Raw genomic sequence first — 15,738 nt, 5'->3', positions numbered from 1 at the left:
TGCCTTTCAACTCTCAACTACAGTTTAGGACTGTCTGCGGCAGCTGGTAAGGGGGTATCGAAAACTAAGTTTAGTCAACTTTACAAACTGCTGCCGAAGATAAATGGTACGACATGTGTTACAAAATCAAATTAGATGTATCAATTAATATTAATATTTGTTAACACTGATACTCTTCGACCCCAAGTGTCTATCCACCAAACGCAACTTTTGCGATAGTTTTAGATACTGTACCCAAGACTGTTCTGAGAGTTTAGCAATTTCATTGACAGACAAAGTAGCTGAAAATACTTCTTTGTTTCCCGCAATTCCACTGATTCCAAGATTTTCCAAAATAGCAGTGGCATTAGAGTTATCTGCTAGTGGTTGGGTGTGGATGAAAACTACTAAACTACGCTGATCTGGATCTTGAACTTGATTTAGCGCCATAGCAAGGGCAGCGTCTAGCTTCTTATAATTCATCTGAAAATCCCCTGTTAACACCATATTGGAGAAAGGGTGAAGGGTTTAAGGAATTGATATTCTTCCCTTTGCCCTTTAACCTTTTTCCCTTTCGTAGTGTATTAATTCTTTTACAGTAAGCTTATTTATTGGACAAAGGGCAGGTTCAAATAACCTGTCCTAAAAACAACTTATCAGATTTATAAGTTTGACGCGCCTACCCTTGTGTAGACTCGATGATCTGATTTTCTATAACTAATTAGAGATTTAACTTCTTGTGGTGAAAAGAGCTAAGGTTAAAGGGGTAGAGTTAAAAGAATAGAGAAAATCCTTACCTTTTACCCTTTACCTCTTAACTGAATTAATTTATGGATAACGTGTTTAACTATTGGTCTGTGTCATTAGTTCTCAGGGGTTGCGAGGGCCAGATCCCCGACTTTTTAAAAAAGTCGGGGATCTCGCACCTCATCAAAACCAATGACACAAACTACTAGCCAAAGCTGAATTCTCTACTTTTTGGCAGATGTATTATTTAAGCCTTTGAAGCTACAAATTTTCCACATTAATTAGTCCATAACCCCATTTGTTATCAAAGGTTCCTGCATTTTGTCCAGGAATAGAACTATTTTGACGTAGCAAATCTTTCACAGCCTCTGGAGTAAGATTAGGATCACGTTGCAGCAACAGTGCTACCAAGCCAGTAACAAATGGTGTTGCCATACTTGTACCAGCTAAGGCTGCAAATTTAGAGTTCACCATCATTGAGCGATCAAAGTTGGCAGTAGACGAAAGAGCAGAAACAATCATTGCTCCTGGTGCTGCAACATCAGGCTTTTCAGAACCATTCCGCAGTGGACCTTCGCTACTAAAGTCAGAAATATCATCCAACTCTAGACCGACTTGTCGCTCAATACCATCAATATCAGTGTATTTAATTTTACTAGTATAAGAAGCCACTGTGATTGCAGTGCTGGCAGCACCTGGTGAACCAATTTTCATCGTGTCGGATATGCTTTTACCTGTAAAAAATACCGACGCTGCGTCATCTAATGTCCACACGTCTAGGCGTACGTTATTTCCGGAGGTGTTGCGTACCCGTAACTGCCAAACTCCACCTGCTACAGGTTGGTTAAATATAAAACCTCCACCCCGAATTTGCACAAAGAAGTTATAGTCCCCGTTGACTGGATCTGGCCCTGGAGTGACAATCTCCACCCGTGCATCTGGTAAGTTGTATTGTTTTGAGGGATTACCCTCAGAAATGATTGGTTGGAAAGGAGTTACAAATCCGTTGGGACTGCGTAGAGATATTTCTAACTGACCATCACGGGAATACCAAGCGTTTAACCAGACAATACCTACTTGATTGTAGGGAACACTAAAGCGCATGGTTCCCAAGGTTTTGCTGCTAACAGTTGTCTGACCGTGAATATTGTCATTACCTTCATTACCCGCAGCACAGCAAACAATTCTTCCTGGCCCAGATTCAGCATCAATAATTTTTGATAGAGAGTCACTACCATCATGGGCGTCGGCGTGTCCACCTAAGCTAAGATTCACGACTGCTGGACGTCCCATTTCAGTTGCAACTCGGAAAATATAGCGAACACCATCAGCAATATGAGCATCTTGCAAATCAGTTTTAACAACTACTAATTCTGCTTCTGGTGCTACACCACCATAGGTATTATCCAAGCCAGAGGCAATACCTGCAACGTGAGTACCATGACCATCTGTGTCTTGGGAAATTGTCAGCTGGGTTCCGGTTAATTCGGCTCCATAACCGCCTTCTGCTACTCCTGGGCCTGGTAGGGTTTGATCCCAAATTCTTAAGATACGTCCTGCAAAAGCGGGGTGTTTTGGATCAATACCACTGTCTATGACACCAATAACTACTCCCTTACCAGTCAATCCAGTATTATTCTTAAACTCCGGCAGTTTTACTTTCTCTGGTGCTACATCCATCCGCAATTTTAATTTACGAGATGGTTTGATCCTTTCAACAGCAGATTCTTCAGATAACACATCTAAACTATCTATGGGTAAAAATGCTGTCCTGACACTACCTGTATTTTGGTTAATTTCAATACCGTATTGTGACAAATGGCTCAAATCAGCATTTTCATCACAGTAGATAAAAACGACACTACGGGTAGGCTTAATACTATTTTTCGGGGCAATTATCCCGAGCGATCGCTTGTGCGTTGTTAAAGCTTGTTGTCCTTCTCTTTGATAGTCTTCATAAGCTAGTAGCAATCCGGGAGAAAGTTTTTCGTGTCTCATTTTTACCTCTATTTCAGTGCAATTGCTGGAAGATTTTAGCAGGATAAGTCACTTTAGCATCAATTTTTCACAAGTAATTTTTTTAGCTAAAATCGTTGCAAACGAATATAGTTATCTGCTGCTAAATGTAAACAAAGTACAACTATTAAGTTCATTCGCAATTCATGAATACAATAACTGTCTGGTTGATTTCGCAAAAATTCTGCTCTAAAAAAATAAATAAAATCTTAAATTCGTGAAAAACGAACTCAAATCAAGCGCAAAAAACTATTAAATTCTTGGTGTCTTGGTGGTAAAGAAGATAATCCTTGAATCACAAAGACACAAAGACACCAAGAAAAATTCATTAATAGGGATGGCTAAATTATACTTATAGTTAAGTATTTATCTTGTTTTGAGAAAATACAGATAGGTGAAGCGACAAAAAGTAAACAGAAGCTTGAAAAATAAAAGGTAAAAGGTAAAAGGATAAATATTTCCTTTTCCTTTTCCTTTTCCTGATAAATATAATTTTTGATGTTTACTTATTTAAATTTGCTTTAGCATCTTTGACTGCGGCAAAGAAAAATAGTGCTGTTAGGGGAATGCTCAACCCTAAAATAATCGCGGTATTTTGAGTACCTAAATCAGGCTGTCCTGAGGTAAGCTCAAAAATAGAACCTACTCCTGCGATCGCACTAATGCAAGAACAGGCTAAAAATAAACCACTCTTGGGAGTCATTACGTTCACAAGCACACCATCCTACACGACTGATTTGACAGCTTGATAGGAGAAGCCGTGCTTGGATAACTCCTGCGCTAAAGCCAAAGAGTTTTCTACACGGTCTACAAATACTACACCGTTGAGGTGGTCGATCTCGTGCTGAATACAGCGTCCCAGTAAATCTGAAGCCTTCAGTGTTTTAGGACGTCCATACTCATCTTTGTAGGAGATTTCTACAACTTCAGGACGCTTCACATCCATGTAAACTCCTGGAATGCTCAAACATCCTTCTTGGGCAACGCAGATGTCCCGACTCACCTGTTTAATAGTGGGGTTAATCAAGACTAGTGGGGAATTAGCCGCGTTATCTGGTTCAAGATCGATGACTATAACTTGTTTATTAATTCCGACTTGGGGTGCAGCCAAACCAATACCATCTTGGCTGTACATGGTTTGTAGCATTTCCCGTGCTAGTTTGCGGATTTCTTCGTCTACTTTAGTAACGCGCTTGGCCCCTTGGCGCAAAACGCGATCGCCAAGGTAATGCAGTTCCAAGGGCGGATTTTGTAACTTTTTCTTCTCAACAGCGACTTCCGAAGGCATTCTTTTTTATCTCACCTATTATGGATTGGAAATGATTCCGCTTTATTCAATCTTAGCAATCTCTGGGAGAGTGGGGAGGTGGGGAACTCACCGGCCCCCACTCCCCCAAGGGAGTGGGGAGGTGGGGAGGTGGGGAGTGTGAGGGGTGTGAGAAGTCAATAACAACCACTAACCAATGTACAGACGCTTCAAACAGCGCGTCTGGTACAACCAATAACCACTAAACCAATGACAATTGACCATTGACAAATGACTAATGACTAATAATAGAGTTTGATTATTTTGTATAAACGATAGGTTATATAATGTTGAAAATACTGACCAAACTTGACTATCTGCTAAAAGAAACCTTGATTGGTTTGCAGCGCGGTAGCTGGATGAATTGGGCTGCTATCAGTACTGTTACTGTGTTACTATTTTTATTCGGTTTGAGTTTACAAACTTCCTGGCAAGTAGAAAAATTACTTTATCAATTCGGTAGCCAGTTGGAAGTATCTGTGTATCTTGATCCGGGTGTGCGCACTGAAAGTGTTGAACCGTTGGTGTCAACAATGCCAGAGGTTGCAGACATAAAAGTTATTACCAAAGAACAAGCTTGGCAGAAGTTAGTTAAAGAGTTGGGAATTTCTAATATCGAAGGTGCTACTCAGCAGCTAGGTGAAAATCCGCTTGTAGATGAATTGAAGGTGAAAGCACGTAACTCTGAGGTAGTGCCAACCTTAGCAACACAACTAGCAAAGTTGCATGGAGTAGATGCAGTTCAGTATGTAGATGAAGCAGTCAGAAGGATTTCTCAGTTAAATCGAGGTTTAAGCTGGGTGACACTGACAATTACTATAATTTTGACTTTAACAGCGATCGCTGTTACTACCACTACTATCAGATTAATAGTTATGGCGCGACGCCGAGAAATTGAAATTATGCAGCTAGTGGGAGCAACTTCCGCTTGGATTTACCTACCGTTTATCTTGCAGGGAATTGCTTTTGGTTTGGTTGGAGGTGCGATCGCTTGGAGTTTCATTAGCATTATTCAACAGTTTCTGGGACATTTACTGGCTAATCAACCCGAATTTATCAAATTTCTCACCAATGGTTTACAACTGACTCCGTTACAAACTTTATTATTACCCTTGATTCTTCTGAACTTTGGTGCAACCGTAGGATTAATAGGAAGTTTATTTGCTGTGCAAAAATTTGCGAAAAGTTAGTCAATTGTCAATTATCAATTGTCAATTGTTAATTGTCATTAGTAATTAACTACTAACCACTAACTACTAACTACTAACCAACAACCAACAAATGACTCAATGGGAATCTCTATTAAAAAATCTTGGTGAATGGCGAGGTTCATTTACTCGTGTATCTCCCCAAGGGGAAATACTCGCAGATACACCCAGCGTTGTGTCTTTAGAAGGGTTAAATAATAATCAAACAATTCGTCAAATTATTCGTCTGGGTGGAGATGAAAAAGTCTTAGAATACAGTTCCCTTGGACGGGGTGTATTATTTTTTGAGAATGGTGCTTTCTCTCAAGGTACGATTCAGCTGGGGCCATTTTCTGAATTTGGAGCAGAATTAGGGTTAATTCATGAAAATCGCCGTTTGCGCCTCGTGCAATTGTTTGATAAAAATGGTCAATTAGAACAATTTACCCTCATCCGCGAACATCTAGCCGAAACCCCAGCCACACAAAGCCCTGCTTTAACAACAGTAGAAGCATTGTTAGGAGAATGGCAAGGCGAAGCAGTGACGATATATCCGGATTGGCGATCGCCTGATCGTTACTCTACCAAAATGCATTTGCAACTAGATAGTTCTGGAGGCTTAGTACAAAGTCTTTCGTTTGGCGATCGCACAATTACTTCCACCGCTACAATCAACGGTTCTATTCTTAGATTTAGTCAAGACTTGCAAAAGCAAATACAAGTCTTACTGTTACCCGATGGCGCTTCTGCTACTTCACCATTAAAAGTGCAATTTTGCCAACCCTTATTTTTGGAAGTGGGTTGGTTAATTACACCCAATCTCCGCCAACGCATGATTCGTAGCTATAACGATAAAGGAGAATGGGTGAGTCTGACTTTGGTGACAGAAAATCGGGTGAATTTTGTATAAATTAAGAGCAAGCCTGTAAACTAAGATTGCTATAAAAGCAATGTAATATTGCGATGGGCAGCAAAATCTAGATATAAAAATGCCATTGTGCAATACTGGGTAATGTTTTTGTGTGAATCCGATTTAGATTCCGAGAAATAAGGATATATAACTGAATAAATCATTAGCACTCCTGTTAACTGGAGAGCTTACCAATGCTTTACCTTCTCCAACGCCTTGCTCCTATCATACTTTGCCTAATTTTCGTGGTTTCGTGTGATATCCCGACTCTCCAGCCTCCGACAACAGATACAACACAACGCCGCACACAAGAGGCTTTGCAGTTACAACAACAGGGACTGCAACAGCTTAATCAAGGTAAGTTGCGCGAAGCTTTAGGAACTTTTGCACAGGCGTTAGATATTTTTAAAGCAACTGGCCAGCGTCAAGGCGAAATAACGACTCTCAAATATATCGGGCAAACTTACGAGAAATTACGCGAGTACCCCAAAGCCCTAGATTATTATCAGCAAGCCTTGGTTATTGCTAAAGAAACTGATAACAAGACTGAGGAAATGGAAATTTTCAGTCACATAGGTGTAATTTATTACAAAACTGGGGTTTATGCGAAAGCACAAGAACTTTATCAACAATCTTTGGTGATGGGCAAAGAAACCAATAACATGCAAGCCCAAGCAGAAATTCTGCACCAAATAGCTTCTCTTTTAGAAGCACAACAAAAGCCAGAGTTAGCAATTGTTTTTTACAAGCAAGCGATTAATGTTTTGGAGGGTATGGAAGTTGATTCCAAACTATCCCCACAACAACAAATTCAACAGTTGTATACAAGCAGGTTAACAAATACCTATCGCCACCTAGCTGATTTGTTACTCAAGCAAAACCGTGTAGTAGAAGCGCAAGTAGCTGTTGACTCGCTCAAAGTCCAAGAACTAGATGGTTATCTTAATAGTGTACGAGACAAAGCCAAAACACCCCAGGGCATGGAATATCTGCAACCAGAACAGCAGGTTGTAGATAAATTTAACAATGAAATTTCTCTAGTGGTCAAACAGGGCAAAGAACTGAGTGAATTGCAAAAGATTCCTGAAAAAGATCGCACACCCCAACAAGAGACACGCAGGCAAGAACTGGAAGCTGCTCAAAGAGACAGTTTAAAAGAATTCTTGGCATTTAGTGATAGTCCAGAAGTCATGGCTCATGTCCAAGAACTCAACCGGGCTACTGGCGGTGAAAATCTCAATCCTAAAATACTTAGGCGTCTGCAAGACTTTATTCGGCAACTAGATATAAATGCGGTTTTGCTCTATCCCCTGATTCTAGAAGACCGCCTGGAACTAGTGTTAGTTACTCCTTATACGCCCCCAATCCGTCGTTCTGTGACTGTCAAGCGTCAAGAACTATACCGGACAATTGAGGAATTCCGCAAGGCTTTGGAGAATCCACCAAACGACGCGAAAAAACCAGGACAGAAACTTTATAGTTGGTTAATCCAACCAATTGAACCTGCTCTGAAGGAAGCCAATACAAAAACCATTATCTATGCACCAGATGGGCAGTTACGCTACATACCCCTGGCAGCGCTTTATGATGGCAAACAGTGGTTAGTGCAGAATTATCGAGTAAATAATATTACTGCTCTTAGTCTCACCGATTTACAACAACGTCCACAAAATTTGAAGATATTAGCAGGTGCTTTTACGCGAGGAAATTACGATATCAAGGTTGGTAAACGTACCTTCAAGTTGGGTGGACTGCCTTTTGCGGCAAAGGAAGTAGAAAATGTGACCTCAGCTTTTCCTGGTTCAGCAAAGCTGATTGACTCAGAATTTACCGAACAAGAAACCTTAAAGCTGATGAGCAACTACCCCATTCTCCACTTTGCCACCCATGCTGCTTTTGTCCCAGGTGTGCCGGATGAATCTTTTATTTTGTTTGGTGACGGTAATGCAGCCAGTTTTCGGGATTTACGATTTTGGAATCTTTCTAACGCTGATTTAGTAGTATTGAGTGCCTGCGAAACTGGGTTAGGAGGACAGTTAGGCGATGGTATAGAGATTTTGGGATTTGGCTATGTTATGCAAGAGGCGGGTGCAAAAGCTGCGATCGCTTCTTTATGGCAAGTTTCCGATGACGGTACGCAAGCACTTATGAATGCTTTCTACGCTGCACTCCAACAAGATAAGCTTAGCAAAGTTGCAGCTTTACAAAAAGCCCAGTTATCATTACTCGACGGTATTTACGACCATCCCTACTACTGGGCAGGATTTATTTTAATTGGGAATGGGATGTGATTTGTTGGTGGTTATAAATAGTCATCATGAACTGTCTACACCAATGAAAATACCTCTTAACTTGTTGCCTGTTCCCCGTTCTCTGTTCTCTGTTCCCTATTTTCAAGCTAGTGTTATTCTCGATTGTCAATCTGCGCTCTTTGCAAGCTACCAGAAAAATCTACATACACTGTCTTCCATTCTGTGAAAATATCCAAGGCAGTAGTTCCAGCTTCCCGGTGTCCATTACCTGTTTGTTTAACACCACCAAAGGGCAAATGCACCTCTGCACCAATGGTAGGGCCATTGATGTAGGTGATTCCTGCTTCGATATCGCGCATGGCTGTAAAGGCACGGTTGATATCACGGGTATAAATTGAGGAAGAAAGACCGTACTTGGTGTTGTTGAGGATTGATATCGCCTCCTCAAAACTATTCACTTCTATTAATGCCACCACTGGCCCAAATATTTCTTCTTGAGCAACTCGCATTTGCGGCGTTACTTCGTCCAGAATAGTTGGTTGAAAGAAGTAGCCATTTTCTAGTTCTCCCTCTGTTGCAATTTCTCCACCAATTAATACTTTTGCCCCTTCTGCACGGGCAATATCTAGATATTGGCTGACTCGTTGCAGTTGTCTTTCGTTGATGATTGGCCCGACTTCTGTGTTTGGATCACTACCAGTACCCAGACGTAATTTGCTGGTACGCTCTTTGAGCATAGTGGTAAATTTTTCTTTGATGTCTCGATGCAAAATCAGACGACTGGTAGCAGTGCAGCGTTGGCCGGCAGTACCAAATGCCCCCCAAACCGCACCATCTAGGGCGAGTTCTAAGTCTGCGTCTTCCATGACTATTTGAGCATTCTTACCACCCATTTCTAAACAGACGCGTTTGTGAGTGCGTCCACAGATAGAACCAACTTCTGCACCCGTTTCGGAAGAACCTGTAAAAGATACCAAATCTACATCAGGATGAGCAACTAAAGCTTTTCCAACCTCTTCGCCCACCCCATGCACTAGATTAATGATTCCTGGTGGTAAACCTGCTTCGGCAAAAATTTCTACTAGTTTTGTGGCACAGGCGGGGGTATCTTCTGCTGGTTTGAAAATAACAGTGTTACCGCACACTAAAGCTGGCATGGCTTTCCAGCAGGGAATAGCGATAGGGAAGTTCCACGGAGTAATGAGAGCACAGACTCCGATGGGCATCCGTACCGTCATCGCGAATTTGTTGGGCATTTCTGATGGTGTGGTTTGCCCAAACAAACGTCTCCCTTCAGCTGCACTATAAAAAGCACAGTCAATACCTTCTTGTACATCTCCCCGTGCTTCTGCTAGGGGTTTACCCATTTCCCGGCAGATTAATTGTGCCAGTTCTTCTTTGTACTTACTTAAAAGTTCCCCGACTTTAAAAATATATTCTGCTCTAGCTGGGGCGGGGACTAATCGCCAACTTTGGTAAGCTTGACGCGCAGCAAACACTGCTGTATCTACGTCAGTGGCAGCAGAACGGGGAAAAGTAGCAATGACTTCACGTTTGTTAGCAGGATTGCGGCTTTCTAAAGTAGCTGCTGCAACAGCGGTTAACCATTTACCATCAATATAATTACGACAAGTTAGTGGAGTGTCCATTTGATTTTGGATTTTAGATTTTAGATTTTGGATTTTGCGAAAAGTTTGAGCTAGGGCTTGGGGCGTTCACGTAGCGTCCCGGAGGGAACTTCAAAGCTTTTCAAGACGGATTAGTTCTACAGATAAATCTGGGGGCTTTTACCCTTTTGTTATACCCCCACGGGCAATTGCCCACAACAAGGGGATGAAATTTCAACGAACACGGATACACACCGTGCAAGGCGATGGATTATGGGTTTGCTGTTAAGTTGATCCCCAATCCCTATTTTCAAGATAGTCATTCATGCTGCTGTTTTGGCACAAACCTTGCTATGAAAATTATTACCTCTTCTGCCCTCTGCCCTCTGCCCTCTGCCCTCTGCCCTCTGCCCTCTGTCCTCTGCCTGTGCCTTAATTTTCAAGCCAGACTTTACAAGAGATTCTACTGAAGGCGCGAATATTACGGACGTAGTTATGGACAATCAGTTTCTATAATTAATAAAACGAAAGGGAGAAATCCACGAGGCAATAAATGAAACTCAAAAATATATCACTGATAGCCACAGCAGCTGCCCTCAGTTTTACAGTCATGCCCCAGCGCTCTGTGCAAGCAGAAAGCGCTCCGAAAGTCCCCTTGCAACTTGCACAAGCAAACCAACAATTACAACCACCCCGGATTCAATTATCACAGCAACAACAACAAAAGATTGCCCAAATTCGTGCTAACGCTCGTAATAGCATTGAGAAGGTGCTTACACAGAAGCAGCGTGACCAAATCAAGACTGCGATGCAATCAGGCCAGCCTCCTCAACAAGCTTTTGCTGCACTAGATTTTACCCCACAACAAAAAACCCAATTGCAGCAAATTTTGGTGTCTTCACAACAGCAGATGGAAGCTGTTTTAACTCCCCAACAAAAGAAACAACTAGACCAGTATCGGGAGAATGTAAGACGCCAGCAGCAACAGCAACAAAGGTAGTAACTAAGACTATATGTAGTTGTTAGCTGTTTGTTTTTTTACAGCCCGCTTGTGCGGGCTTTGTTTTTTATGGACGTAACTGGATTCGAACCAGTGACCTCTACGATGTCAACGTAGCGCTCTAACCAACTGAGCTATACGTCCGCACTTTTGCGAATATAACATAAATTTTTTGCTGTAAGCAAGTTTTGCAGACAATTTATTTTTGTCTATTTTTATAGCGTGCCTGCTTTGCTTTATTGGTGCTGAAAGTGGAGACTGGCGTGATTCGTTACAATAGAAATATCTATTGATCACAAGTCTTCGTCTTATTGCCACAATTCTTATTTGGGTGTCAAGTGATTATGCGCCAAAAAGTCTTAGCCTGGTTAGCTGAGAATGTTCCGAGTTCACGGATCAACCACATTCTTAGAGTAGAACAGATGGTGGTGGAATTAGCTCAACATTATCAATTAGATCGAGAAAAAGCTGCCACGGCTGGGCTAATGCATGATTTGGCAAAATATTTTCCATCCAAGAAGCTTTTGCTGATGGCAGAGGTAGCTGGGTTGGAAATAGACGAAGTGATGGTAGCCTCACCCCATCTGTTACATGCAGATGTCAGCGCCATCGTTGCCAAAGAGACTTTTGGTGTACAAGATGAAGAAGTATTACAAGCGATCGCCAATCACACTTTGGGTAGACCAGGCATGAGTCCACTCTCTTGTATCGTATTTTTAGCAGATACTCTCGAACCAGGGCGGGGTGACTCTGCTCAATTACAAGCTTTAAGAAAAACAAGTTTTGAAAATCTCGAACGGGCTGTTTGGTTAACCTGCGATTACATGTTCAAATTCTTGCTAGAAAGCCCTAGTCTGATTCATCCACGCGCGATCGCCACTCGCAATTGGTTTTTACAAAAGTCGAGAACTAAACAGCCAATTATGGCAACAACTGTATAGACTGCTATTTTTTTGTTAGTATTCAAAAAAACCAGCTCATTACAGTTGCAGTTCAATGCTCATTTGTCAGTAATTGTAAAAAATTGTCAATAAACAAAGAAGCAGCTGAGGTTTAATGTCTGATTATTTCCAAGCCAACTTTCCATTACAATCACTCACTGTCCAAAAAAGTGCGCTCACAAGCCCACAATTTGACACCAATGACACTAGTGAAAATGTAGTCGCAACCATTGCTGAAGCAGCATCAGACCGGAAAGCAGGTGATATTTTAATACTGAGAGTAGCAGATGTATCTTATCTAGCAGACTACTTTGCATTCATGACTGGCTATTCCAGGGTGCAAGTCAGGGCGATCGCCGAGGCAGTAGAAGATCAAGTACAACAAGAGTGGCAAAAACGTCCCTTACGGGTAGAAGGAAAAGCTGAAGGAACTTGGGTAGTGCTAGATTACGCCGATGTTATCGTCCATATTATGATGCCAAAAGAGCGTGAGTTTTACAATTTAGAAGCCTTTTGGGGTCATGCAGAACGTGTCGAGTTTCCAACATCCGACGATGGTGGGGGTAAGTCAACATGATCAAGTCTTCAGTCTCTAACTGCCCGGTTCCTACTGAGCAACAACCACTTAATGAGTATGAAGAGTTAAAATCTTCTTGGTTATTTAGTGATTGCACCTTAAACTGGCGTGACTACATCACAAAAATAGCTTGGATTTGGGGTTTATCTTGCGTACTCGCAGCACCAGTAGCAGCAGCAAGCTTTACTCCACACAAGTACACGCTCCAGTTTATTCTCTCCGGTGCTGCCGGAGGAAGCATCGGTGTAGTACTGATACTGTTACGGTTATATTTGGGCTGGTCTTATGTGCGCGATCGCCTTGCCAGTCCCATTATATTTTATGAAGAATCGGGCTGGTACGACGGCCAAACTTGGACAAAACCATTAGAAGTACTCAATCGCGATCGCTTAATTGTCACCTATGAAATTAAACCAATCATCAAACGGTTACAAATTACCTTTGCTGGCTTGGCTGTGTCCTTCGTTGTTGGTACGATAGTTTGGCACTTAGTTTAAATAGTCATTGGTTGGTGGTTGGTGGTGAGTCCAGCCCCCCAAAAAGGCGGTTCCCGTCACGATGGGGGACTGGCGAACCCGAAGGGTTGATAGTTGCTAGTTGGTGGTTGTTATAACAAACAACAAACAACAAACAACAAACAACAAACAACTACCAACAAAAGATGACGAATAACAAAATCACCATAGATAATTACCCATGACAATGGGAAAACGAACCCAAGCCGCCACATTAGAAGTTAGATTACTGCGCGAAGGCATTATAGAATCAAAGCATATAGTCCAAGCAGTCGTATGCGACGAACGGGGACGGGTGCTGTCGGTTGCTGGCAATGCTGAAACCGCCACCTTTGTCCGTTCTGCCCTCAAACCATTTCAAGCTCTGGCTGTCACCACTACAGGGACACTAGAACGCTATGATTTGAGCGATCGCGACTTAGCAATCATCACTAGTTCCCACAAAGGCACGATTCAGCAAGTTCGACAAGTATTCAATATTCTCTGGCGGGCTGATATTGATCCCTCAGCATTGCAATGTCCAACTCCTGAAGGCAAGCGTAGCCCCCTAGAATATAACTGCTCTGGGAAACATGCCGGAATGTTAGCCGTATGTCAACAGTGTAATTGGTCTTTAAACAACTACTTACAGCGTAAACACCCTGTACAGCAGCTGATTATTACCAAAATAGCAGAATTGCTAAAAATGCCAGCTGAAGAATTTATCAGCGCTCATGATGACTGCGGCGCACCCACATATCTCATGCAACTAGCGCAAATGGGGTATTTGTATGCTCTGCTAGCTTCTCGCAGTAATTTGGATATGGAGCGGATAGTCCGAGCCATGACTCATCACCCCACGATGGTAGCAGGAGATGGAGAATTTGACACCGAACTGATGCGTTTAACTCCAGGAGAACTGGTAAGTAAATCCGGTGCGGAAGGAGTGCAGTGTATTGGCAGACTCGGTGAAGGTATGGGACTGGCAATAAAAGTTATAGATGGAGCCAAGCGGGCAAAATATGCTGCTGCCATTCACTTGCTTCAGCAGATGGGTTGGATTAGTCCTAGCGTTGCCCAAGCCTTATCAGAAAAGTTTATGAACCTCGGTAAATACAAGCGTTTAGAAGTCATTGGAGAATTATCACTTTTATAGTTGCCAATTTTTAGTCTTTACTGTTATAGTAGAGAAGACGAAGCGACGCGGGATAGAGCAGCCTGGTAGCTCGTCGGGCTCATAACCCGAAGGTCAGTGGTTCAAATCCACTTCCCGCCACCAAATAGAAGCAAATCCCTACAGTCATAAATATTGTAGGGATTTGTTTTTGATTATGAATATGGTAGTTCAAAACAAACGTGATTCACCACCAAGACACAAAGTGAAATTGCGGTTAGTAGTTAGTGGGTAGAGACGCGATTAATCGCGTCTGTACAATAGTTGTTAGTTGTTAGTTGTTAGTTGTTAGTTGTTAGTTGTTTTACTCCTCACACTCCCCATTGCCCCCCAACCCACAAAGTGGGGACCCCTAGCCCCCCATCTCCCCATCTCCTCATCACCCCATCACCCCATCACCCCATCTCCCCTTCTACCCTTGCAATTCTTCGCTTAAACCCTGTTCCAACATATCCAATAAACTATCCACATCTTTTCCGACTTCTGCAAAACATTCTGGTGGTGCTGGTTGTGGCTCATAATGGATCAGCTTGATTTGCTCTTTGCCAATACCAACCATGACAACTTCAACTTCTGGTTGATAATGTTCTATGATTCCCAGGACTTCCTGGAGTCTATTTTCCACACTCTCATTTAATTTTTCGATCGCTTCTTTGGGACAATACACAAATCGCGGTTGAGGCTGTAGATCAATACCGATAGTACCCTGAGTGTCACCATTTTCTAACCACAAACCCCAAGCTAGTGCTGCTAATTCTCGCTGATGTGCTTTGACAAATTGATCTAGTTGGCGACGCCATTGGTTGTTAGGTGATTCTGGTTGGGTAGTACCGAATATCATGTCAATTTTGGATTTTGGATATTTTGGATTTTAGGTTACTTCAAACCCGATTGTACACGCCAGAGACTTGCATACACTCCGTTTTGCTCTAACAGTTGTTCATGAGTTCCAGACTCAATAAATTGTCCGTATTCCATAACGTAGATACGATCAGCATTGCGGATAGTAGAAAGACGGTGAGCGATCGCAATTGTTGTTCTGTTAACGGTAATCCGTTCTAGTGACCTTTGAATTGCTGCTTCTGTTTCATTATCCACTGCCGAGGTAGCTTCGTCTAATATAAGAATCGGTGGATTTTTGAGAATAGCACGAGCGATCGCAATCCGTTGGCGTTGTCCACCAGATAACTTTTGCCCTCGTTCCCCGACAATTGTCTCATAGCCTTGGGGTAAACGCATAATAAAATCGTGAGCTTCAGCTACTTTCGCCGCCGTGATAATTTCTGCTTCTGTGGCGTCAAAGCTTCCGTAGGCGATATTTTCGGCTACAGTACCATGAAATAAAAAGACATCTTGACTTACCAAACCGATGCAACGGCGTAAGTCTCGAAATTGCAGCTTTTGGATATCAATGCCATCTAGGGTAATTGTTCCAGATTGCACTTCATACAAGCGTAATAATAGTTTGACTAAAGTGCTTTTACCAGAACCAGTGGAACCAACAATCGCGATCGTTTTGCCGGCGGGAATATCCAATGATAAATTTTT

General features: G+C 42.2%; 15 protein-coding genes and 2 tRNA genes. 9 read left to right on the top strand and 8 right to left on the bottom strand.

What is annotated here, in order from left to right; translation table 11 throughout:
• Positions 1-150 precede the first annotated feature (150 nt).
• The 4 genes from UYI_RS0114485 to def all read right to left on the bottom strand — a co-directional run bounded on the left by UYI_RS0114485 (position 151) and on the right by def (position 4,030).
• Entirely contained in the window at positions 151-462 is a 312-nt protein-coding gene (locus UYI_RS0114485; RefSeq protein ID WP_026085955.1) for a hypothetical protein, read from the bottom strand.
• 525 nt (positions 463-987) lie between these two features.
• On the bottom strand, positions 988-2,724 hold the full coding sequence (locus tag UYI_RS0114480; RefSeq protein ID WP_016867363.1) for a S8 family peptidase: 1,737 nt from the start codon (positions 2,722-2,724) through the stop codon (positions 988-990).
• 520 nt (positions 2,725-3,244) lie between these two features.
• A complete protein-coding gene (locus UYI_RS0114475) occupies positions 3,245-3,445 on the bottom strand; it encodes a hypothetical protein (RefSeq protein WP_016867362.1) in 201 nt (66 codons plus the stop codon).
• Between the two features lie 21 nt (positions 3,446-3,466).
• Positions 3,467-4,030 (bottom strand): peptide deformylase, encoded by a 564-nt coding sequence (def, locus tag UYI_RS0114470; RefSeq protein ID WP_016867361.1) that lies wholly within the window; start codon positions 4,028-4,030, stop codon positions 3,467-3,469.
• 305 nt (positions 4,031-4,335) lie between these two features.
• Between def and UYI_RS0114465 the strand changes: the two genes are divergently transcribed.
• The 3 genes from UYI_RS0114465 (at position 4,336) to UYI_RS0114455 (ending at position 8,436) form a co-directional block, all read left to right on the top strand.
• Positions 4,336-5,238, top strand: a complete 903-nt coding sequence (locus UYI_RS0114465) for a cell division protein FtsX (protein ID WP_016867360.1) — start codon at positions 4,336-4,338, stop codon at positions 5,236-5,238.
• Between the two features lie 91 nt (positions 5,239-5,329).
• Positions 5,330-6,145, top strand: coding sequence for a DUF3598 family protein (locus UYI_RS0114460; protein WP_016867359.1), 816 nt, complete (start codon positions 5,330-5,332; stop codon positions 6,143-6,145).
• Positions 6,146-6,339: 194 nt separating this feature from the next.
• Complete coding sequence (locus UYI_RS0114455) at positions 6,340-8,436, top strand: CHAT domain-containing protein (protein WP_016867358.1); 2,097 nt, start codon at positions 6,340-6,342, stop codon at positions 8,434-8,436.
• Between the two features lie 113 nt (positions 8,437-8,549).
• On the opposite strand, the gene UYI_RS0114450 is transcribed toward UYI_RS0114455, so the two are convergent.
• A complete protein-coding gene (locus UYI_RS0114450) occupies positions 8,550-10,046 on the bottom strand; it encodes an aldehyde dehydrogenase family protein (protein ID WP_016867357.1) in 1,497 nt (498 codons plus the stop codon).
• 511 nt (positions 10,047-10,557) lie between these two features.
• Between UYI_RS0114450 and UYI_RS0114445 the strand changes: the two genes are divergently transcribed.
• Positions 10,558-11,004: a hypothetical protein gene (locus UYI_RS0114445; protein ID WP_016867356.1), complete on the top strand. Its 447-nt coding sequence runs from the start codon at positions 10,558-10,560 to the stop codon at positions 11,002-11,004.
• 70 nt (positions 11,005-11,074) lie between these two features.
• On the opposite strand, the gene UYI_RS0114440 is transcribed toward UYI_RS0114445, so the two are convergent.
• A tRNA-Val gene (locus UYI_RS0114440) sits at positions 11,075-11,148 on the bottom strand.
• Positions 11,149-11,348: 200 nt separating this feature from the next.
• Here UYI_RS0114440 and yqeK point away from each other — a divergent pair.
• From yqeK to UYI_RS0114415, 5 genes are all read left to right on the top strand, one after another.
• On the top strand, positions 11,349-11,945 hold the full coding sequence (gene yqeK / locus UYI_RS0114435) for a bis(5'-nucleosyl)-tetraphosphatase (symmetrical) YqeK (RefSeq protein ID WP_016867355.1): 597 nt from the start codon (positions 11,349-11,351) through the stop codon (positions 11,943-11,945).
• A gap of 115 nt (positions 11,946-12,060) precedes the next feature.
• On the top strand, positions 12,061-12,522 hold the full coding sequence (rsfS, locus tag UYI_RS0114430) for a ribosome silencing factor (protein ID WP_016867354.1): 462 nt from the start codon (positions 12,061-12,063) through the stop codon (positions 12,520-12,522).
• Entirely contained in the window at positions 12,519-13,019 is a 501-nt protein-coding gene (locus tag UYI_RS0114425) for a CGLD27 family protein (protein WP_016867353.1), read from the top strand. Before rsfS ends, UYI_RS0114425 begins: the two co-directional genes overlap by 4 nt.
• Before the next feature lie 199 nt (positions 13,020-13,218).
• Entirely contained in the window at positions 13,219-14,172 is a 954-nt protein-coding gene (locus tag UYI_RS0114420) for an asparaginase (protein WP_009455612.1), read from the top strand.
• A 46-nt stretch (positions 14,173-14,218) separates the two neighbouring features.
• Positions 14,219-14,295 (top strand) — tRNA-Met (locus UYI_RS0114415).
• A gap of 307 nt (positions 14,296-14,602) precedes the next feature.
• On the opposite strand, the gene ccmS is transcribed toward UYI_RS0114415, so the two are convergent.
• Positions 14,603-15,031 carry a beta-carboxysome assembly chaperone CcmS gene (ccmS, locus tag UYI_RS0114410; protein WP_016867352.1) on the bottom strand — a complete coding sequence of 143 codons (429 nt, stop codon included), beginning with the start codon at positions 15,029-15,031 and terminating at the stop codon, positions 14,603-14,605.
• Between the two features lie 35 nt (positions 15,032-15,066).
• Positions 15,067-15,738: ABC transporter ATP-binding protein (locus UYI_RS0114405; protein WP_016867351.1), on the bottom strand; the 672-nt coding region annotated here is incomplete at its 5' end.

The organism is Fischerella muscicola PCC 7414 (genome assembly GCF_000317205.1).
Taxonomy (GTDB): Bacteria; Cyanobacteriota; Cyanobacteriia; order Cyanobacteriales; family Nostocaceae; genus Fischerella; species Fischerella muscicola.
This window is presented reverse-complemented; position numbering and strand designations above follow the sequence as displayed.